This is a genomic window from Hymenobacter aerilatus (genome assembly GCF_022921095.1).
Classification (GTDB): Bacteria; Bacteroidota; Bacteroidia; order Cytophagales; family Hymenobacteraceae; genus Hymenobacter; species Hymenobacter aerilatus.
Genome location: NZ_CP095053.1, coordinates 3,502,632 through 3,521,291, shown reverse-complemented (window position 1 = coordinate 3,521,291; position 18,660 = coordinate 3,502,632). Strand labels below are relative to the sequence as shown.

17 protein-coding genes are annotated in these 18,660 nt (G+C 55.2%); 6 read left to right on the top strand and 11 right to left on the bottom strand.

All coding sequences use genetic code 11. The annotated features are described in order from the left end of the window. Nucleotides 1-36: 36 nt before the first annotated feature. Nucleotides 37-933: an ABC transporter ATP-binding protein gene (locus MUN82_RS14755; protein ID WP_245091641.1), complete on the bottom strand. Its 897-nt coding sequence runs from the start codon at nt 931-933 to the stop codon at nt 37-39. 352 nt (nt 934-1,285) lie between these two features. Here MUN82_RS14755 and aspS point away from each other — a divergent pair, with 352 nt between their 5' ends. Next, on the top strand, nt 1,286-3,052 hold the full coding sequence (gene aspS, locus MUN82_RS14750; protein ID WP_245091639.1) for an aspartate--tRNA ligase: 1,767 nt from the start codon (nt 1,286-1,288) through the stop codon (nt 3,050-3,052). 68 nt (nt 3,053-3,120) lie between these two features. Here the strand turns inward: aspS and MUN82_RS14745 are convergent, their stop codons facing one another. Beyond that, on the bottom strand, nt 3,121-4,635 hold the full coding sequence (locus MUN82_RS14745; protein WP_245091637.1) for a DUF4394 domain-containing protein: 1,515 nt from the start codon (nt 4,633-4,635) through the stop codon (nt 3,121-3,123). Nucleotides 4,636-4,978: 343 nt separating this feature from the next. Between MUN82_RS14745 and MUN82_RS14740 the strand changes: the two genes are divergently transcribed. From MUN82_RS14740 to MUN82_RS14730, 3 genes are all read left to right on the top strand, one after another. Continuing rightward, entirely contained in the window at nt 4,979-5,233 is a 255-nt protein-coding gene (locus MUN82_RS14740) for an autorepressor SdpR family transcription factor (protein WP_245091635.1), read from the top strand. A gap of 39 nt (nt 5,234-5,272) precedes the next feature. Continuing rightward, nucleotides 5,273-5,932 carry an SdpI family protein gene (locus MUN82_RS14735; RefSeq protein WP_245091633.1) on the top strand — a complete coding sequence of 220 codons (660 nt, stop codon included), beginning with the start codon at nt 5,273-5,275 and terminating at the stop codon, nt 5,930-5,932. Between the two features lie 76 nt (nt 5,933-6,008). Beyond that, entirely contained in the window at nt 6,009-6,818 is an 810-nt protein-coding gene (locus MUN82_RS14730; RefSeq protein ID WP_245091631.1) for a 3'-5' exonuclease, read from the top strand. Between the two features lie 142 nt (nt 6,819-6,960). On the opposite strand, the gene MUN82_RS14725 is transcribed toward MUN82_RS14730, so the two are convergent. From MUN82_RS14725 to nuoK, 4 genes are all read right to left on the bottom strand, one after another. Continuing rightward, the gene (locus MUN82_RS14725; protein ID WP_245091629.1) at nt 6,961-8,352 is read right to left on the bottom strand and encodes an NADH-quinone oxidoreductase subunit N; all 1,392 of its coding nucleotides are present in this window, start codon (nt 8,350-8,352) and stop codon (nt 6,961-6,963) included. A 99-nt stretch (nt 8,353-8,451) separates the two neighbouring features. Continuing rightward, nucleotides 8,452-9,918 carry a complex I subunit 4 family protein gene (locus MUN82_RS14720; RefSeq protein ID WP_245091627.1) on the bottom strand — a complete coding sequence of 489 codons (1,467 nt, stop codon included), beginning with the start codon at nt 9,916-9,918 and terminating at the stop codon, nt 8,452-8,454. Nucleotides 9,919-10,028: 110 nt separating this feature from the next. Continuing rightward, entirely contained in the window at nt 10,029-11,981 is a 1,953-nt protein-coding gene (nuoL, locus tag MUN82_RS14715) for an NADH-quinone oxidoreductase subunit L (protein ID WP_245091625.1), read from the bottom strand. Between the two features lie 100 nt (nt 11,982-12,081). Further along, nucleotides 12,082-12,414 (bottom strand): NADH-quinone oxidoreductase subunit NuoK, encoded by a 333-nt coding sequence (nuoK, locus tag MUN82_RS14710; protein ID WP_245091623.1) that lies wholly within the window; start codon nt 12,412-12,414, stop codon nt 12,082-12,084. A 232-nt stretch (nt 12,415-12,646) separates the two neighbouring features. Here nuoK and MUN82_RS14705 point away from each other — a divergent pair, with 232 nt between their 5' ends. Together MUN82_RS14705 and MUN82_RS14700 are read left to right on the top strand one after the other, a co-directional pair. Then, entirely contained in the window at nt 12,647-13,249 is a 603-nt protein-coding gene (locus tag MUN82_RS14705; protein ID WP_245091621.1) for an RNA polymerase sigma factor, read from the top strand. A gap of 69 nt (nt 13,250-13,318) precedes the next feature. Continuing rightward, nucleotides 13,319-13,696, top strand: coding sequence for a hypothetical protein (locus MUN82_RS14700; RefSeq protein WP_245091619.1), 378 nt, complete (start codon nt 13,319-13,321; stop codon nt 13,694-13,696). A 57-nt stretch (nt 13,697-13,753) separates the two neighbouring features. Here the strand turns inward: MUN82_RS14700 and MUN82_RS14695 are convergent, their stop codons facing one another. The 5 genes from MUN82_RS14695 to nuoF form a co-directional block, all read right to left on the bottom strand. Continuing rightward, the gene (locus MUN82_RS14695) at nt 13,754-14,263 is read right to left on the bottom strand and encodes an NADH-quinone oxidoreductase subunit J family protein (protein ID WP_245091617.1); all 510 of its coding nucleotides are present in this window, start codon (nt 14,261-14,263) and stop codon (nt 13,754-13,756) included. Between the two features lie 149 nt (nt 14,264-14,412). Continuing rightward, the gene (locus MUN82_RS14690; RefSeq protein ID WP_245091615.1) at nt 14,413-14,991 is read right to left on the bottom strand and encodes a NuoI/complex I 23 kDa subunit family protein; all 579 of its coding nucleotides are present in this window, start codon (nt 14,989-14,991) and stop codon (nt 14,413-14,415) included. Between the two features lie 17 nt (nt 14,992-15,008). After that, the gene (gene nuoH / locus MUN82_RS14685; RefSeq protein WP_245091613.1) at nt 15,009-16,091 is read right to left on the bottom strand and encodes an NADH-quinone oxidoreductase subunit NuoH; all 1,083 of its coding nucleotides are present in this window, start codon (nt 16,089-16,091) and stop codon (nt 15,009-15,011) included. A gap of 79 nt (nt 16,092-16,170) precedes the next feature. After that, nucleotides 16,171-17,172: an NADH-quinone oxidoreductase subunit G gene (locus MUN82_RS14680; protein ID WP_245091611.1), complete on the bottom strand. Its 1,002-nt coding sequence runs from the start codon at nt 17,170-17,172 to the stop codon at nt 16,171-16,173. A gap of 111 nt (nt 17,173-17,283) precedes the next feature. Beyond that, entirely contained in the window at nt 17,284-18,624 is a 1,341-nt protein-coding gene (gene nuoF, locus MUN82_RS14675; RefSeq protein ID WP_245091609.1) for an NADH-quinone oxidoreductase subunit NuoF, read from the bottom strand. Between the last annotated feature and the right edge of the window lie 36 nt (nt 18,625-18,660).

The window sequence follows — 18,660 nt, the reverse complement described above, 5'->3', positions numbered from 1 at the left end:
TAGCTTTCCTCCTTAAAGAAGGAGGGAAGCTAGTGTTTAGCTCTCTGCCACGGCTACCTTCCGTTCGGCCTGCGCGATGCGGGCGAAGTACACATCTTCCAGGGTAGGGGTGATGCCTTCGTAGTCTGGCCCTGGCTGCGCGTCGCTGACCACGTGCACGATGGTGCGGCCGGCAAACAGGCGCGTCGAAATCACCTGCTGCTCCTGTTGCAGAGCGGGCAGTTGCTCCTTATCAATGGTGCGGCGCCAGAGCTGGCCGGTGAGTTCCTGCATCACCAGCAGCGGGTCGCCGGTGAGCAGCACCTGGCCTTTGTTGATGATGGCCATGTTGCGGCACAGGTCGCTCACGTCGGACACAATGTGCGTGCTCAGAATCACAATGATGTTCTCCCCGATTTCGGCTAGCAGGTTATGAAAACGGTTGCGCTCGGCGGGGTCTAGGCCAGCCGTGGGCTCATCCACGATAATTAGGCGCGGGTTGCCCAGTAGCGCCTGCGCAATACCAAAGCGCTGCTTCATACCGCCGGAGTAGCCGCCCAGGTTCTTCTTGCGCACTTCGTAGAGGTTGGTGCGCTGGAGCAGGCCATGCACTATCTCACGCCGTTGCTTGCTGTCGCTCAGACCTTTGAGTACGGCAAAATGGTCGAGCAGCTCTTCGGCCGAAATTTTCGGGTATACGCCAAACTCCTGTGGCAAATAGCCCAGCACCCGCCGCACAGCGTCTTTGTCGCGCAACACGTCAATGTCGCCCAGCTGGATGCTGCCGCTGTCGGCCTCTTGCAGGGTAGCAATGGTGCGCATCAACGACGATTTGCCGGCGCCGTTCGGGCCTAGCAGGCCAAACATGCCCGTTGGGATGCGCAACGACACGTTTTGCAAGGCGCGCACGCCGTTGCCGTACGTTTTGGATAAGTTCTCGATAACAAGCTCCATGGCTCTGTTTTCTGATTGGTAAGGAATAGGGATGCTGCGGATAAGATAGGAAAAACACTATGGAAGTTGCTTTGGGTGAAGGATATTTAAATGCACTCATCGACCCACGGAAAAAACTCGTGTGCTGACGTTGAAGGTTATGCTGAGCGCAGTCGAAGCATCTCGCTTAGTAGTAATGCGCTGCCAGCAACGAAGCGGGCGAGATGCTTCGACCGTGCGCAGCATGAGAGTTGCTACCTCACATCAACACGCAAGATTTCTCTGCTGGTTGAAATGACGATGCCGCAACTTCATATCACCTTTTCCGCGCTACCTTCCTACCTTCGTATTCCGAAACTATCGACTTGAACTCATGCTTCGTACGCACACCAATGGCGAGCTTCGCCTCGAAAATGCTGGTCAAACTGTAACACTCGTGGGCTGGGTGCAGCGCACCCGCGACAAAGGCGGCATTTTCTGGATTGATTTGCGCGACCGGTACGGCATCACCCAGCTCACGCTGGAAGAAGGCCAGGAAGCCGAAACGCTGCGCGAAGCCGCCCGTGAGTTGGGCCGCGAGTTCGTGATTCAGGTGACGGGCAAGGTGGCCGAGCGCTACTCCAAAAACGACAAGATGCCCACCGGCGACATCGAAATTCGGGTGGAGAGCCTGGAGGTGTTGAACCCGGCTAAGCTGCCGCCCTTCCTCATCGAAGACGACACCGACGGCGGCGACGACCTGCGCATGAAGTACCGTTACTTGGACCTGCGCCGCACGCCCGTACGCCAGAACCTGATGCTGCGCCACCGCATGGCCCAGGCCGTGCGCCGCTACCTCGATGCGCAAAACTTCATCGAGGTAGAAACCCCCGTGCTTATCAAAAGCACGCCCGAAGGCGCCCGCGACTTTGTGGTGCCCTCGCGCATGAACCCCGGCGAGTTCTACGCCCTACCCCAGTCGCCCCAAACCTTCAAGCAGCTCCTGATGGTGTCGGGCTTCGACCGCTACTTCCAGATTGTGAAGTGCTTCCGCGACGAAGACCTGCGCGCCGACCGTCAGCCCGAGTTCACGCAGATCGACTGCGAAATGGCATTTGTAGAGCAGGAAGACATCCTGAATACTTTCGAAGGCCTAGTGCAATACCTCTTCAAAGAGGTGAAAGGCCTAGAAATTGGCAAACTGCCCCGCATGGACTATGCCGATGCCATGCGCTACTACGGCAACGACAAGCCCGACACGCGCTTCGAGATGAAGTTTGTAGAGCTGAATGACGTGGTGAAAGGCCAGGGCTTCCCGGTGTTCGACAATGCCGAGTTGGTGGTGGGCATCAACGCCATGAGCTGCGCCGCCTACACCCGCAAGCAGGTAGACGAGCTGACGGAATTCGTGAAGCGCCCCCAGCTAGGTGCTACCGGCTTGGTATACGCCCGCGTAGAAGCCGGCGGCAACGTGAAGTCGTCGGTAGATAAGTTCTACTCGCAGGAAGAGCTGCAAAAGTGGAAAGCGGCCTTCAACGCCAACGAAGGTGATTTGCTGCTGATCTTGGCCGGCCCTGCCGACAAAACCCGCAAGGCTCTAAGCGAGCTGCGCCTAGAAATGGGCCAGCGCCTCGGCCTGCGCGATAAAGATACTTTCTCGGCGCTGTGGGTAGTCGATTTCCCGTTGCTCGAATACATCGAAGAAGAAGGCCGCTACTTCGCCATGCACCACCCCTTTACCTCGCCTAAGCCTGAGGACATGACCCTGCTCAACAACCCCGAAACCATCGGCCAGGCCCGCGCCAACGCCTACGATATGGTCATCAACGGGGTAGAGGTAGGAGGAGGATCCATCCGTATCCACGACCGCGCCGTGCAGGCTCAGATGTTCTCCTTACTCGGTTTCAGCCCCGAGGAAGCGCAAGCGCAGTTCGGCTTCCTGCTCGACGCCTTCGAGTACGGCGCCCCGCCCCACGGTGGCATTGCTTTCGGCTTCGACCGCCTCTGCAGCCTCTTCGGCGGCGCCGATTCTATCCGCGACTTCATCGCCTTCCCCAAAAACAACTCGGGTAGGGATGTGATGATTGATTCGCCTTCCGAGATTTCGCAGGCGCAGCTGAAGGAGTTGAGTATTAAGACGGATGTGGTAACGGGGAAGTAGGGGTTACCTTATAATAGAAAAGGGGCGCCTGATACTTCAGGCGCCCCTTTTCTATATGGGTGTCTAGCTTAGAAGCCCAAGCCCACAGCCATAGCCCGTAGGGGGGTAGGGAGGTCGGCGCCTTTGGTGGCGGCACCGCTGGTCAGGTTGATGGTGTACACGCTGGCGCTGGTGCCTACCGTCAGCACAGCGAAACCAGTGCCGCTGGTGCCACCAATGTCAAAGCCGTTCACGCCGGTGGTGTTCACACCCAGCGCGCCCACTGGTACCTGCGTACCGTTGTTGGGTGGCTCTTGGCGATGAAGTTGGTCAGTATTTGAATCAATGGTATATAGCACCGTGGTCGTAGCGCCAGCAAAGTTGTTGGTATAAGCAGCAGCCGTTATGCTGGGCGTGCCTGGGTTCAGTACACCGTCTACTGTAGCTACACCATCGGCTGGATTCACGCGCAGATTTACGCCTGTATTGCTCACAATGCGGATGCGGTCTACAGTTGGATTGAAGTCAAAACCGAACTCTGTACCGGTGAGTGGTAGGAGTACCGTACCTACTACCGCAGCTGCCCCCGACGACATATTGATGGTATACAGTCGGTTGGTGCTACCCAAGCCGTAGAGTTGACCGTTAGCAGGACGCATGTCTATGCCCACAATCTGCTCGCCACTCTGCACGCCTGTAATCGGTTTCGACACCTGCGTTTGGGGGCTGGCAGGGTTAAAAGTGATAAAATTGTTGTTGGCATCTACACCATAAGCCACCGCTTGGGTAGGAATAGCCAGCCCGATGATGTTGTTGTCATCGTCAAAGTCGTCGTAGCGCGTAGCGCGTCCCGAAGTCAGGTCAATCTTATACAGACCCGAACGGTTGTCGACTGTCAGAGCGGCAAAAGCATCGTTAGTGCCGGCTGCAATGTCAAAGCCGCTCATGCCCGTCACGTTCACGCCCAGGTCGCCGATGGCTACCAGCGTGCCGTTGTTGGGCGGGTCTTGACGGTACAGCCGATCCGTGGCTGGGTCAATGTCGTAGAGCACCGTTTCGCTGGCTCCCGACACCGAGTTGGTGTAGGCTACAGCCGAAATAGCCGCGTTGGTTACTCCGTTGATAGCACCGTCGGTTGCCGCTACGCCACCAGTTTCAGGATTCAAGCGCAGATTCTGGCCGGTGTTCGTTACCAAACGCAGGCGGTCTACAGTAGGGTTAAAATCGATGCTGGCCATCGTGCCGTTAATAGCCGGCGTAAACGGCCCACTACCTATGGCGCGCGCTGCGCCGGTAGCAGGGTTGATGACGTAGAGGCGACTGGTGCTACCTAACCCATATAGTTGGCCGGTGGCGGGGCGATAGTCGATGCTCATGATTTTCTCGCCGCTTTGCAGGCCCGTGATGGTAACTGGGGTAGGCGATTCGTCAGCATCATTGGCATTCAGCGACAATAGCTGGTTGTTGTCGGTAAGTGCCTGAAAGCCGAGGTCAATTTTATTGACGTTAGGGTCGTCTGAGTCGTCGTTGCAGGACGTGAAAGCGCCCGATAGGCCAACTAGAAGCGCCAGTGTACCAAGGTTTTTGAGAAAGGAATGTTTCATTGTGCTAGGGTTTATAGTACTACTCCAGCCTTACGGTACCTTTTGCTGTTCAGATTGGTTTAGCGCGATAATGCGTTTAACTTATTGATTACAAGGCATTAAAAAGAAATTAAAATGTATTTATATAGTATTTTATACTTGATATGCAGCTGGATGTAATCGATGTGGTAGCAGCAGCTTGAGTACGAAACCGCTACGGCCTCACATGGATTCAGGGTAGGGGCGTGCAAACCCGAACATTGTCCGTACGCAGTACAATGCGTCAGACTACAAGAAACTTTTTCTTAAAAGGCTATGCTTCCGATTTTATATTTAGATATTTGTCTAAATATAAAACTGCTACTTGAACGCTCTTTTCAAAGCTCTTAATGACCCTACCCGCCGCGCCATTCTGGAGCTGCTCCGCGAAGGTCCCCGTACGGCCGGCGACATTGCTGAGGCTTTCCATTTCTCCAAGCCCACCATCAGCCACCACCTCGACCTCCTCCGCCAAGCCGACCTCGTCACCAGCGACAAGCAGGGCCAGTTCGTGACCTATACGCTGAACATGACGGTGTTTGATGAGATTATCGGGTGGCTGATGCAGTTTAAAGCATAATCTGTTCTTGTCATTGCTACATACTATCCTAACTCTTCTATGAAAACAAACCTTTCCTTCTGGCATTTGCTGACGTTGGTATTACTGCTATTGCCTACTATTTATCTGGTAGTGGTATGGAGCGAGTTGCCCGCGCAAATCCCTACCCACTTCGATATAAACGGGTTGCCAAATGGCTTTACCGCCAAGGAATCGATGTGGTGGCTGTGTGCAGCAATGCCGCTTGGCATCTATCTGCTGCTGACGTGGTTGCCACGCTTTGACCCAAAGCGGCGCGTAGATAGCGTTGCTACTAACTTTCAGAAACTCCGCCTGACTTTGGTAGCTGGTTTGAGCGTATTCGTCTGCATGAGCTTATACGCAGCCCTGCATCCTGGTACAATGATGGGAAAAGGAGGAGCGCTGGCACTAAGCATTTTCTTCGCACTGCTCGGCAACTATCTCACAACAGTTCGGCCCAACTACTTTGTGGGCATCCGGACGCCGTGGGCACTGGAATTTCCTGCGATATGGGAGAAAACCCACCGGCTGGGCGGGCGGTTGTTTTTCTGGTCAGGAATGATAGCAATGGTGGCTACAGTGATAGTATCTGCTAGAGTCGCTAATATTCTGTTGGTCACTTTCATTCTAACTTCGGTGGTCATCACTTATGGGTACTCCTACGCCGTGTACCGCCAACAAGAGAAGACACTAGGGTAATGGACATTTTGGGATGGATCAGCCCGAAACTCCTATCTTCGGCAGTAGTCTCCCTACCCAATAATTTCCGGCTGGTATGAATGCCCTCCGTCACGTCGACCTGACAAAGGTCTTTCTTGTTGATATAGAAACGGTTCCTTGCGAAGATTGTCACAGCAAGCTAAGCACCGAGCGGCAAGCGTTATGGGATACGTTTTGTGGCAAGAGGCACCAGCGCGAAATTACGGAGGGCAAAACAACCAGTGAATTATTTGGCAACGCCGGGCTATACGCTGAGTTTGGCAAAATCGTGTGCATCTCAGTAGGCTTCTTCCGGATGCTGCCCGATGAAACACTGGAGTTTCGGGTGAAGTCCTTCGCCGACGATGACGAATGCGTGGTGCTGAAAGGCTTTGCTGACTTGCTGGACCGCCACAAACCCTTCGGCGACCTGCGCAGCCGTTTCCCCGGCGCTTCGCCCGATGGCTATTTCCTGTGCGCCCACAATGGCCGCGAGTTTGATTACGCCTACTTAGGCCGCCGCATGGTCATCTGCGGCATCTCCCTACCCCCCATGCTCGACATTGCCGGCTATAAGCCTTGGGACCTGCCTCACCTGCTCGATACGATGGACATGTGGAAGTTTGGCGACAACAAAGGGTACACGTCGCTGGCCTTATTGGCTGGTGCCTTCAATATTCCATCACCCAAAGATGATATCGACGGCTCGCAGGTAGGGGAGGTGTACTGGCGAGAAAAGAACCTGGCGCGCATCGTTACCTATTGTCAGAAAGACGTGGAAACCACGGCCCGCGTGCTGTTGCACCTCAATGGGCAACGGGAGCTATGGTCGACGGTGCAGCTTACCCATATGCCCTGGCCCGACGTGAAAATGCAAGTGGCGTAAGCACAAAAAACCGGCTGTCATCCTGAGCAGCGCGAAGGACCTTCTCACGGTAGAACGAGTCGTTGTTACGTCAGTCGTTCACACGTGAGAAGGTCCTTCGCGCTGCTCAGGATGACAGCCGGTTTTTTGTGCTCTTATAATACTACAACAACCCGCTTACCAAGCCAGGCAATACGCCGAGCACCACCGTGAGCAGCGCCAGCACCACCAGCATCACCGACTGCAGGCTGCTAACCTGCACGGGCTGCGCATTCTCTGGCAACGGCCGCAGGTAGGCCGCAATAACGGGCCGCAGGTAGTAGTAAATACTAATCATCGACATCACGACGGCAAACACCACCAGCCCAATATAGCCCTGGTTAACAGCAGCCGAAAACACAAAGAATTTACCGAAGAAGCCTCCCGTAAGCGGAATACCCGCCAATGACAGCATGGATAAAGTGAGGCACCCAGCCAGCAGCGGATTGGTACGGTACAAGCCGCCCAACCCGTCGTAGTCCTCCCGCTGGCGCTGATCGGCCACCAGCTTCAGCACTGCGAAAGCCGATACCGTAGCCACTGAGTAGGCCAGCGAGTAGAAGAAAATACCGTTGGCCGATAAGCTCTGGTCGAATGCTACTAGCGCAATAAACAGGTAGCCGGCGTGCGAAATGCTGGAATAGGCCAGCATGCGCTTCACGCTGGTTTGCGCCACTGCACCCAGGTTGCCAACCAGCAGCGTGAGGATGGTAATGGCCAGCACCGTAGGCAACCAAAACGACTGTGCTCCACCAAAACCAACGAACAACAGTTTGAAGAATGCCGCAAAGCCAGCTGTCTTCACCACCGTGCTCATGTAGGCCGTGAAGAAGGTAGGGCTGCCCTCGTATACATCGGGGGTCCAGAAGTGGAAGGGCGCCGCGCCTACTTTAAAGCTGATGCCGATGATGACCAACAGAATACCGATGTAGAGCAGCGGTGCAAACTCCGCGTTGGCCGGATTAGCAACGGCCGCGCCCAGCTCGGAGAGGTAGAACGTACCCGTGGCACCGTACACCAAGGCTACCCCGAATAGCAGGATACCCGTGGCGAAGGCCCCCATCAGGAAGTATTTGAGCGCTGCTTCGTTGGAGCGGGCGCTGCGCTTGTCGGCCCCAGCCACCACGTACATGGAGATGCTCAGAATCTCAATGCCGATAAATAGCATCAGCATGTTGTTGTAAGCCACCATCATAATGGCGCCTACCAGTGCAAACAGCAGCAGCGAGTAGTACTCAGCCAGGTTGGCTTCGCCCTCGCGCACGTATTTCTCGGAGAAGGGTAGGAGCAGCAGCGTAGTGAGGACCACGATGCCCGTGAAGGCTACCGCATAGCGGTCTACCACCAGCATTTCGCTGAAGAAGCTTTGCGTACCCAAGCTCCAGTCGTAGGCATTGACCCCAAATACAATGGCCAGCACCAGCATCGCCAGGGGCAACAGCAACTTGTTTGAGCGCAGAAAGCCCAAAAACAGGTTGATGATACCAAAAACGGAAAGTATAACGAGAGAAATCATAGGATGAGAAGCTATTAGCTATTAGCTGTTGGCTGCTAGCTTTTGTCGTTGCACGGTTAGCTACCAGCTAACAGCGAGTGGCCAGCAGCCAAAAAGTACCTATCGTTTCACGACATTCAGCAGTTGCATCACCGCTGGCTCCGAGATGTGCAGGAAGGTATTGGGGAACAAGCCAATCCAAAACACCAGCACCACCAGCGGCACCATCACGGCCAGTTCGGCACCTGTGAGGTCGGTGATAGTAGTGGTGAAGCTTGAATCTGGGCCCAGCATTACGCGTTGGAACATACGCAGTAGGTACACCGCCGCAAAAATGACGGTGAGACCTGCTACTGCGCTTAGCCAGGCATTGTACTCATATACGCCGGCCAGCAGTAGGAACTCGCCCACAAAGCCGCTGGTGAGGGGTAGGGCCGCCGAACCCAGCAGCATCACTAGGAAGGTAACGGTGAGCAGCGGTGTATGGCGTGTGAGGCCGCCCAGGTCGGCAATGTTGCGGGTGCCGGTGCGGCGCTCAATCACGTCAACCGCGAAGAACAACCCAACTACGTTCACGCCGTGCGCCAGCATCTGAATTACAGCGCCCTGCATCCCTGTTTGAGTGAGCGAGAATATGCCCGCTGCCATCAGACCCACGTGCGAAAACGAGGAATAAGCAATCAGACGTTTGATGTCTTGCTGGCGAATGGCAATGATGGCACCATATACAATCCCAATAACCGACAAGATGAGTACCAGCGGCTGCCACTGGCTCACGCCGTAGGGTACGATGGGTAGGAGCCAGCGAATTACGCCGTACACACCCATTTTCAGCATGATGCCCGAAAGCAGCATAGTAGCCACGGTGGGCGACTCCGTATACGTATCGGGTTGCCAGGTGTGGAAAGGGAAGATGGGCATCTTTACGGCGAAGGCCGCGAAAATCAGCCAGAACAGCCACGACTGCTCGCTGCTGCTCAGGTTCAGGTTGTAGAAAGCCGATAGTTCCGACGTATGCTGCGCCAGTCCCGACGCGGCCGGACCAGTTTGGAAATAGAGGTACACGAAGCCCGCCAGCATAAATAGCGAGCCGATGATGGTGTAGAGGAAGAACTTGAACGTGACCTGCACGCGCCGCTCGCCGCCCCATACGCCGGCAATGAAGTAGATTGGAATGAGTGCCACTTCCCAGAAGAAGTAGAACAGGAACGCATCCAGCGACACGAATACACCGATCAGGCCGGTTTGCATAAACAGCACCAGCGCATACAGCGACGAGGGATTTTCGTACTCGCGGCGGAAGGCGGCCAGCAGAATCACGGGCACCAGGAATGCTGTGAGTAGCACCAGCAGCACGCTCAGGCCATCCATGCCCACGTGGAAGTTGATGCCAGCCGAGGCTACCCATGGGTAGTTGACATCGAACTGCCCACTGACGTTGCCACGCGAGATAACAGCCGCAAAAATGGCTGCTGCCAGTTCAACCAGCGCCGCGCCCAGGGCTACCACGCGAGCCGCGCCCCCTTTAAAGAAGTGCAGCAGTAGAGCAGCCGCCACGGGCCAGAGTAGGAGAAAGACGGTGAGCATTAGCTAATCAGATTGTTCTTGGGGCGCTCGGAAATAAGGAGCGGTAAGTCGGTAGTTTACTACTATGCGAAGCGAAAAAAGCTACGTGATAGTACTCGTAGATGAGCAGGCTAGAAGCGCGCGAAATTCAGCACTAGTACCAGCACAATTCCGATTACCATTAGTATCAGATAGGTTTCCACCGAGCCGGTTTGCACGTAGCGTAGCAGTTGGCTGCCGCCGAGGGTGATGCGACCAAAACCGTTCACGATGGGGTCGATGATGCTTTGCTCTACGAAGCGGTAAAGGCCACGCGAGAGCCACATGATGGGCCGCACAAACAGAGCATTGTACAGTTCGTCGATGTAGTATTTGTGGTAGACCAGACTCTCGGGGGCCGAGCGCTGGGCATCGTCCTCGGCGGGGCGGGCGCCACGGCTCACGTACTGCACGTAGGCCAGCACAATGCCCAGCACAGCTGCCGCTACCGATAGGCCAATCAGCATCAACTCGTTGTTGTGGTCAGGCTCCTGGCCGAACGCGGCGGGATTGAGACGCTGGGAGTAAGTGAAGATAGGGGCGAGGTAGTCAGCGAGGTAGTGCTTGCCGCCGAGCAGCATGGGCGCCCCCATGAAACCGCCCACGGCTGCCAAGATAGCCAGTACAATCAGCGGTAGCGTCATGTTGGCGGGCGACTCGTGCAGGTGGTGCTTCTGCTCTTCCGTGCCGCGGAACTCACCAAAGAATGTGAGGAATAGCAGACGGAACATGTAGAAAGCCGTCAGGAAAGCCGTGAACAAGCCTACGGCGTACAGCACCTTGCTGTGCTCGTACACATGGCTTAGGATTTCATCTTTCGAGAAGAAACCCGAAAACGGCGGAATACCCGAAATAGCCAGGCATCCGATGAGGAAGGTAGCGAAGGTGATGGGTAGGGCTTTGCGCAAACCACCCATACGGCGAATGTCCTGCTCGTTGCTCATGGCGTGAATCACAGAACCAGCACCTAGGAACAGCAGCGCCTTGAAAAACGCGTGCGTGAGCACGTGGAACAGCGAGGTAGAGTAGCCCATCACGCCCAGCGCCAGGAACATGTAGCCCAACTGCGACACCGTGGAGTAAGCCAGTACCTTCTTGATATCGTTTTGCGCCAGCCCGATGGTGGCCGCAAACAGCGCCGTAGCGGCCCCAATGACTGCTATAATCTCCAGCGTTTCGGGAGCCAGCGTGAACAGCACGTTGGCGCGCAGCACCATATAGATACCCGCCGTTACCATGGTTGCGGCGTGGATAAGGGCCGAAACGGGGGTAGGGCCGGCCATGGCGTCGGGTAGCCAGGTGTAGAGCGGAATCTGGGCCGACTTACCGGCTGCGCCCACAAACAGCAGCAGCGTGATGGTTGTAACTACTGCCACCGAGTAGGGACCAAACTGCCCTAGGCTGGCTTTCTGGAAAACCTCGGCGTACTGTACCGAGTTGAAGGTTAGATAAATCAGGAAGATGCCGAGCAGGAAGCCCAGGTCGCCTACCCGGTTGATGATGAAGGCTTTCTTGGCGGCGTTGTTGTTGGCGGTTTCCTTGTTCCAGAAACCGATGAGCAGGTAGGAACACAACCCCACGCCTTCCCAGCCCACAAACAAAATCACGAAGTTGCTGCCCAATACTAGCACCAGCATCGAGAACACAAAGAGGTTCAGGAAAGCGAAAAACTTGCCCACGTTCTCGTCGTGGTGCATGTAGCCGATGCTGTACACGTGGATCAGGAAGCCTACCCCTGTCACCAGCAACAGCATAATCAGGCTTAGCTGATCGACTTGGTAGGAAAACGGAATCTGCATCGAGCCCACCGAAATCCAATCGAACAGCGGCACCGTGTACTGGTATTCAAAGGTGGCAAGCAGGTAGCACGAAATCAGAAACGAGCCTAGCACTGTGAGGCTGCCCAGCGCCCCAGCTGCCGTGCCCGACAAACGCCGGTTCATCAGGCCATTGAGTAGAAATCCCAGAAACGGCAGCAGCGGAATCAGCACGTACAGCAAGGTGGCGTGCGGGGCTCCGTGAGCGGGTAGTACAGTTTCTTGCATGTGGTGTATGGTTGAATGGCTGAATGGCTCAATGGTTGTCGTTCAATAAAGAATCAGCACGACTAGCCATTTAGCCAATTAACCATATAGCCATTAAGGCTTAAAACTTTAGTCGGCTGAGCAGGTTGACGTCGGTACTCTGGAAGTTGCGGTAGATCATCACAATGATGCCTAGCCCTACCGATACTTCGGCGGCGGCTACGGCCATAATGAAGAACACGAACACCTGTCCGTTGGCATCGGCGCGGTAAGCAGAAAAGGCCGTTAGGAGGATATTCACGGCGTTCAGCATCAGCTCTACGCACATGAAAATGATGATGGCATTGCGCCGGATCAGTACGCCCGTAACTCCGATGGCAAACAGGGCCGTGGCGAAAAACACGTAGTACTGAAGCGGTACGGTGCGGATTACTTCCGGAATGGTCTGGTCCATGCGGTGGGGTTGGCCGACGGGGGCTGTACAGTATAAGTGGCAAAGGTATCGGAAAAATGGAAAAGCCCTACGGTAAAACGTGATTTGGAACCAGTCTAACCTACCCGCTGTCAATGATCCTGCTTCCCGGTAGGAGAGAAGCAGCCAATTACTACTGCATCTGTTCTTATTCTAAAGAAAATGTAGCGTGCTGTTGAAGTATTTTTGAGCTTGATCCGTCTGCCGTAGCAGAATGGAAACGCTACCCCTCATGCTCGATAATGCCTACATGGATGCAGGCCACCAGGACCGGCAGATTCAGCAAGCCGTACGCGAACAGCGGACCCGGCTGCTGGCCTTCATCCGCCGTCGTATTCCCGACGAGGCCGAGGCCGAAGACGTGCTGCAGGATGTTTTTGCCGAGCTAGTGGAAAGCTACCGGCTGCTGAAGCCCGTAGAGCAAGCCGCAGCATGGCTGTTTCGGGTGGCGCGCAACCGCATCACCGATCTGTACCGTCGTAAGAAAACCGCTTCGCTGGAAGAGGAACTGCACGCCACGGGCACCGAAGACGATGACTCGCTACTACTAGCCGACATCCTACCCGCCCCCGACGACGCGCCTGAAAACCGCCTGCTCCGCGAAACACTTATGGAAGCCCTGGCTGCTGCTTTGGAGGAACTACCGCCGGCCCAGCGTCAGGTGTTCATCTGGCACGAGCTGGAAGAGAAAAGCTTTCGTGAGATGGAGGAAGAGACCGGTGTGCCGCTCAAAACTCTGATTTCGCGCAAGCACTACGCCGTGCAACACCTACGCAAGCGCCTGCAAAAACTGTATACCGAACTGTTCACGAATTAACGTTCGGGTTTTTCTACATTACAAGAACATGGCTGCACAGCAGCCAATCAACTCATTAGTATTTCAACAATGAACCGCTCTTCCTGGCTGCTACGCGGCCTAAAATTCCTGCTCTTCGCCGTCGTATTTCTTGCAATAGTCGGTCAGTTCTTTATGATTCTGTGGAACAAACTGGTGCCCGAACTATTCAATGGGCCGGTCATCAGTTTCTGGCAAGGCTTGGGCCTGCTGTTGCTCTCGCGCGTTCTGTTTGGCGGATGGGGTAGGGGCGGTGCTGGCTGGGCGCGCCGCCGCAATGCCTGGAAACAAAAGATTGCCGGCCGCATGGCGACTATGACACCTGAGGAACAGGAAAAATTTCGGCAGAAAATGCAGAGTGCTTGTGGCCCGGCCTGGATGCGCCGCAAGTTTGGTGAGGAGCCGATGGCCACCCAAACGGAAGTATAAAAGCAAAAGCGGCAGCTGAAATTTCAGCTGCCGCTTTTGCTTTTGTTGAAAACAAACTTAGAAATTCCGCTCGCCCGTTTCGCGTTTGCCCAGCATCACAGCGCCTACCATAGCAGCTAGGAACAGGATAGAAGCCAATTCGAAAGGCAGTAAGTACTGATCGTACAAGATCAGGCCAAGGCGGTCCACCATACCAATCTGCGAGTCGAAGGTAGCAGCATCGTAGCCTACTGGCTCTACGTTGCGAAGCGCAGCCACCAGCACGAGCAGTAAAGAGCCACCCGCAATGACGGCGGCTATCTGTGCCAGCAAAGGCTTTTTAGGCTCTGTTTCAGCGTTCAGGTTCAGAAACATAATCACGAACAGGAACAGCACCATAATAGCACCCGCATACACGATGATGTTCACGGCTGCCAGAAACTGCGCGTTCAGAATCAGGTAGTGCCCCGACAAGGCAAAGAACGTCAGGATCAGGAACAACACGCTGTGCACGGGATTCTTGGCGATAACCACGCCCAGCGCGCTCAGCAACGCCAGAAACGACAGGAAGAGAAAAAGTGGGGACATAGGGCAAAGCTAAGACAAGATACTAGAAGTGATTTGGGTGGTATGAAACGGGTGGTGCTATATAGACAACATCAGCATCGAATCAACCGCCCCAATTCAACCGAAAGGTTGAACAACCCCTCCTCAGATGAGGAGGGGAGTTGTCGTACTTACGCCAGCTGAGCGTCCATTTTAGCACGTAGCTGCTGGGCTTGCTCCTCGGTGAGCTGGATGCCCCGCTTCGAGCGGTTGTCTGGTGAAACAGGCTCTACCAAGCGGTTTTTACCATAAATGAACTCATCGCGCTCGAAGCGGGGTGGAGCCATTTTATCGGCTTGCAGGTAGACGGCTGCTTTGGGGCAGGCTTCTTCGCAAAGGCCGCAGAATATGCACCGTAGCATATTAATTTCGTAGCTGACGGCGTATTTCTCCTCGCGATACAGGCCTTCTTCGCCCTTTTTCCGCTCGCCGGCTACCATCGTAATAGCTTCGGCAGGGCAGGCCACGGCGCACAGGCCACAGGCAGTGCATCGCTCCCTACCCTGTTCGTCGCGCTTTAGCACGTGCAGGCCACGGAACACCGGCGAAAATGGCCGCTGCTCCTCGGGGTAGCGAATGGTAGGCTTCTTCATGAAGAAGTGCCGCATCGTGATGCTCAGGCCCTGAAAGATAGCCGGCAGGTAAGCCCGCTCGGCCAGCGTCATGGGCTTTTTGTCGACTTGCTTGGCTCTATTGCTAAGGGGTTGCATAAAATCGGATCAAAAACCTACTGAATGATACCAAACGAAATCAATCCGCCCGTGAGTAGGATGTTGAAAATGGATAGGGGGATAAGAATGGTCCAGCCCAGGCGCATCAGCTGGTCGTAGCGGAAGCGGGGTAGGGTCCAGCGCACCCACATGAAGAAAAAGATGAAACCGAAAATCTTTCCGAATAGCAGTACGGTACCCAGAATGGTAATCAGGTTTTGCGCGCCGGCCAATGTCCAGTCTTGGTTGCTCACCAACCAGTCGCGCAGCTCGTACTGGAAAGGAAAATTGAAACCACCGAAGTACAGCACGCTCATCACGGCTGAGGCCACGAAGATGTTCACGTATTCAGAAAATAGATACAGACCCAGTTTCATCGACGAATACTCGGTGTGGTAGCCCCCTACCAGCTCGGTTTCGCACTCGGGCAAGTCAAAGGGCGTACGGTTGGTTTCAGCGAAAGCACACACCAGGAAAATGATAAAGCCCAAGGGCTGCTTCACGATATTCCAGAAATGCCACTCGCCAGCTACCGACTGCTGCAAGGTGATTTCGCGCAGCGACAGAGTACCCGAAATCATCAGCACCGCAATCAGCGACATGCCCATGGCCAGCTCGTAGCTGATATTCTGCGAAGCCGCCCGGATGGCGCCCAGCAACGAAAACTTGTTGTTGGAAGCCCAGCCACCAATCATGATACCGTACACGCCCAGCGACACTACGCCAAATACCCACAGCATCCCGATATTCACCTCGATGCCTTGCAGAAAGAAGTAGTTGGAACCGAACTCCAGCACGTTGCCAAACGGAATAACTGCCGACGACATCAGCGCCGTAATCATGGCCAGGCAAGGGCCAAAGATGAATAGTGCCGTATTGGCACCACTGGGGAAAAATTCTTCCTTGGTGAACATCTTCACGGCATCGGCCAACGGCTGAAGCAAGCCGTAGGGGCCGGCACGGTCCGGGCCTACCCGGTCTTGCAGAAAGGCCGCAATTACGCGTTCGGCGTAGGTACAATACGTAGCAATCAACAACGACAGCGCAAAGACTACGAAGATGACGATGGATTGCCAGCCGAGGGCAGGAAGTTCTAGCATTCTTTTTAGCTGATAGCTATCAGCTGTTAGCTGCTAGCTGTTGTTTTAATAGTGAAGCACAGAGAGCTAACAGCTCAATTTACGATCCTAATTTCAGCGGTGGATTTTTCTCCAACTCGCGCTGGGTACTTTCGGGTAGGTCGGCTACTACGGAATGGTTAAGCACTGGCAGCTCGTAATGGTTAGCCGAAATCACGGAAGAGCGGTCGATGTGAGCAGGGCCTTCAATAGTCCAGTCCGAGGTTTCTTTCTTCTCGAAGCGGCACTCGTTGCAGATCCACTCCTTCACCTCTCCATACTCATCTTTACGAGCGGTTATGCGTAGCACATCTTTGCCTTTGTACCACAGCAGCACATTGCCTGAGCATTTGGGGCAGTCGCGGTGGGCATTCACGGGCTTCGTAAACCACACGCGCGACTTAAAGCGCCATGTTTTGTCGGTGAGGGCGCCTACTGGGCACACGTCGATAACGTTACCGGAGAAGTCCTGATCGATGATGTTTTCGATGTAGGTGCCAATTTCAGCGGCGTCGCCGCGGCCCAGCACGCCGTGTACCCGGTCGCCGGCTACTTGGTTGGCGGTGTACACGCAGCGGTAGCACAAGATGCAACGCGTCATGTGCAGCTGAATCAGCGGCCCAATGTCGATTTTGTCGAACGTACGGCGCTCCTCAGTATAGCGCGTAGTGCTCACGCCGTGCTCAAAAGCAAAGTTTTGCAAATCGCACTCACCTGCCTGGTCGCACACGGGGCAATCGAGGGGGTGGTTGATGAGCAGCATCTCCACAATGCCCTTGCGCACATCCAGCACCTGCTGATTCACAGTATTTTCGACTACCATGCCGTCCTGTACCGACGTAATGCACGAAGGCACCAGCTTGGGCATGGGACGCGGGTCTTTGGTAGAGCCAGCCGTTACTTTCACTAGGCAGGCACGGCACTTGCCGCCCGAGCCTTTCAGCGGCGTGTAGTAGCACATGGCCGGTGGCACAATGCTACCGCCCACGGTACGAGCCGCATTCATGATTGTGGTTCCATCGGGAACCTCAATCTCAATGCCGTCGAAGGTTATTTTAGCCATTTGTTTGTCATCCTGAGCGGGGCGAAGGACCTTATCACATCAGCGCCGCAATAGTTTAGTGAATTTGACGAAAGCAGCCACGATAAGATGCTTCCTTCGTCAGCATGACAGTTAAGCCAGCACTGCTTTACCAGGGTACACCGCGCCGGGGCGGGCGGCTTCTTTGGCGTGCGTCACGTGCCACTCAAACTCGTCGCGGAAGTGACGCACGGCGGCGGCTACCGGCCATGCAGCGGCTTCGCCGAGCGGGCAAATGGTGTTGCCTTCAATCTGCTTGGCTACACTCACGAGTAGGTCAATGTCTTCCATGTGGCCGTGACCGTGCTCCAGGCGGTGCAGCACTTTCTCCATCCAGCCTGTGCCTTCGCGGCAAGGCGAGCATTGGCCGCAGCTTTCGTGGTGGTAGAACCGCGAGAAGCTCCAGGTATTGCGCACGATGCAGGTGGTTTCGTCCATGGCGATGAAGCCACCCGAACCCAGCATAGTGCCCGTTACGAAACCACCGTCGGAGAGGGATTCGTAGGTCATCAGGCGGTTTTCACCGGCTGCGGTTTTCAGGATCAGCTCTTTGGGTAGGATGGGTACGGATGAGCCACCGGCTACCACCGCTTTTAGCTCCCTACCTTTCCAGATGCCACCGCAGTATTCATCCGAGTAAATGAATTCTTCGACTGGCACGCCCAACTCTATTTCGTAGATGCCGGGCTTATTGAGGTGGCCGCAGGCCGAGAATAGCTTGGTGCCGGTGCTCTTGCCTACCCCTAGCTTGGCATATTCGTCGCCGCCGTCGTTGATGATGGGTACCACCGCCGCAATCGACTCTACGTTGTTTACTACCGTAGGGCGAGCGTATAGGCCCTGCACAGCCGGGAACGGCGGCTTATTGCGCGGGTTGCCCCGCTTGCCCTCCAGCGACTCGAGTAGTGCAGTTTCCTCACCGCAAATGTAGGCGCCGCCACCAGGGTGCACGTGTAAATCCAGGTCGTAGCCCGAGCCGAGAATGTTTTTGCCCAGGAAACCATTGGCGTATGCCTCTGAAATAGCTTTTTCTAGGATGCGCAGTACGTACAACAGCTCGCCGCGAATGTAGATGTAGCTGGTGTTGGCCCCCAGCGCGTAGCTACTCGTAATCATACCCTCGATAAGCAAATGCGGCAGCTTCGACATCAGGTGACGGTCCTTGAATGTGCCCGGCTCCGATTCGTCAGCATTGCATACCAAGTGGCGCGGAATGCCTTCTGGCTTGGCCAAAAAGCTCCATTTCATGCCGGTAGGAAAGCCAGCGCCGCCGCGCCCACGCAGGCCCGACTTCTTCACTTCCTCTACTACCTCATCGGGAGTCATCGTCTTTAGAGCCTTCTCTACCGAGCGGTAGCCGCCGTGTTTGCGGTATACCTCAAAGGTGTCAATGCCTTCAACGTTAATATGTTCAGTCAGCAGTTTGCGTCCCATGATACTGTGCGCTAGTAGCTATTCGCCAATCGTCTA

Bases quoted from the DNA above. Each gene is read 5' to 3' on its own strand.
- MUN82_RS14755 (WP_245091641.1), bottom strand. From the start codon at position 933: ATGGAGCTTGTTATCGAGAACTTATCCAAAACGTACGGCAACGGCGTG.
- aspS (WP_245091639.1), top strand. From the start codon at position 1,286: ATGCTTCGTACGCACACCAATGGCGAGCTTCGCCTCGAAAATGCTGGT.
- MUN82_RS14745 (WP_245091637.1), bottom strand. From the start codon at position 4,635: ATGAAACATTCCTTTCTCAAAAACCTTGGTACACTGGCGCTTCTAGTT.
- MUN82_RS14735 (WP_245091633.1), top strand. From the start codon at position 5,273: ATGAAAACAAACCTTTCCTTCTGGCATTTGCTGACGTTGGTATTACTG.
- MUN82_RS14730 (WP_245091631.1), top strand. From the start codon at position 6,009: ATGAATGCCCTCCGTCACGTCGACCTGACAAAGGTCTTTCTTGTTGAT.
- MUN82_RS14725 (WP_245091629.1), bottom strand. From the start codon at position 8,352: ATGATTTCTCTCGTTATACTTTCCGTTTTTGGTATCATCAACCTGTTT.
- MUN82_RS14720 (WP_245091627.1), bottom strand. From the start codon at position 9,918: ATGCTCACCGTCTTTCTCCTACTCTGGCCCGTGGCGGCTGCTCTACTG.
- nuoL (WP_245091625.1), bottom strand. From the start codon at position 11,981: ATGCAAGAAACTGTACTACCCGCTCACGGAGCCCCGCACGCCACCTTG.
- nuoK (WP_245091623.1), bottom strand. From the start codon at position 12,414: ATGGACCAGACCATTCCGGAAGTAATCCGCACCGTACCGCTTCAGTAC.
- MUN82_RS14705 (WP_245091621.1), top strand. From the start codon at position 12,647: ATGGAAACGCTACCCCTCATGCTCGATAATGCCTACATGGATGCAGGC.
- MUN82_RS14700 (WP_245091619.1), top strand. From the start codon at position 13,319: ATGAACCGCTCTTCCTGGCTGCTACGCGGCCTAAAATTCCTGCTCTTC.
- MUN82_RS14695 (WP_245091617.1), bottom strand. From the start codon at position 14,263: ATGTCCCCACTTTTTCTCTTCCTGTCGTTTCTGGCGTTGCTGAGCGCG.
- MUN82_RS14690 (WP_245091615.1), bottom strand. From the start codon at position 14,991: ATGCAACCCCTTAGCAATAGAGCCAAGCAAGTCGACAAAAAGCCCATG.
- nuoH (WP_245091613.1), bottom strand. From the start codon at position 16,091: ATGCTAGAACTTCCTGCCCTCGGCTGGCAATCCATCGTCATCTTCGTA.
- MUN82_RS14680 (WP_245091611.1), bottom strand. From the start codon at position 17,172: ATGGCTAAAATAACCTTCGACGGCATTGAGATTGAGGTTCCCGATGGA.
- nuoF (WP_245091609.1), bottom strand. From the start codon at position 18,624: ATGGGACGCAAACTGCTGACTGAACATATTAACGTTGAAGGCATTGAC.